Origin of the sequence: Ursidibacter arcticus (assembly GCF_009761375.1) — a bacterium.
Taxonomy (GTDB): domain Bacteria; phylum Pseudomonadota; class Gammaproteobacteria; order Enterobacterales; family Pasteurellaceae; genus Ursidibacter; species Ursidibacter arcticus.
Genome location: NZ_LEKM01000075.1, coordinates 1 through 315, shown reverse-complemented (window position 1 = coordinate 315; position 315 = coordinate 1). Strand labels below are relative to the sequence as shown.

At 41.0% G+C, this 315-nt stretch carries 1 protein-coding gene; it reads right to left on the bottom strand.

Translation table 11 applies throughout. The annotated features are described in order from the left end of the window. Positions 1 to 45: 45 nt before the first annotated feature. On the bottom strand, positions 46 to 315 hold a 270-nt coding region (locus A1D25_RS01850), incomplete at its 5' end, for a S1 RNA-binding domain-containing protein (RefSeq protein ID WP_157394019.1).

The window sequence follows — 315 nt, the reverse complement described above, 5'->3', positions numbered from 1 at the left end:
AGGAAGCGGATATGCTTAACATATCCGCTTTATAAAGAGAGCTAATTACTCGCCTTTAGCTGCTTTAAACGCTTCAGCCATTGCATTTGGAATAGCTTCTTCTTGTTTATTTACTTGTGCTAATGCAGCTGATTCTTCAGCTTCATCTTTTGCACGAACAGATAAATTAACAACGCGCGCTTTACGGTCAACACCAGTATATTTAGCTTCAAGCTCATCACCAACGCTGATTACTGCTGTGATATCTTCAACACGGTCACGAGTTGCTTCTGCAGCACGAACATAACCTTCAACACCATCAGCTAGTTCAACTTT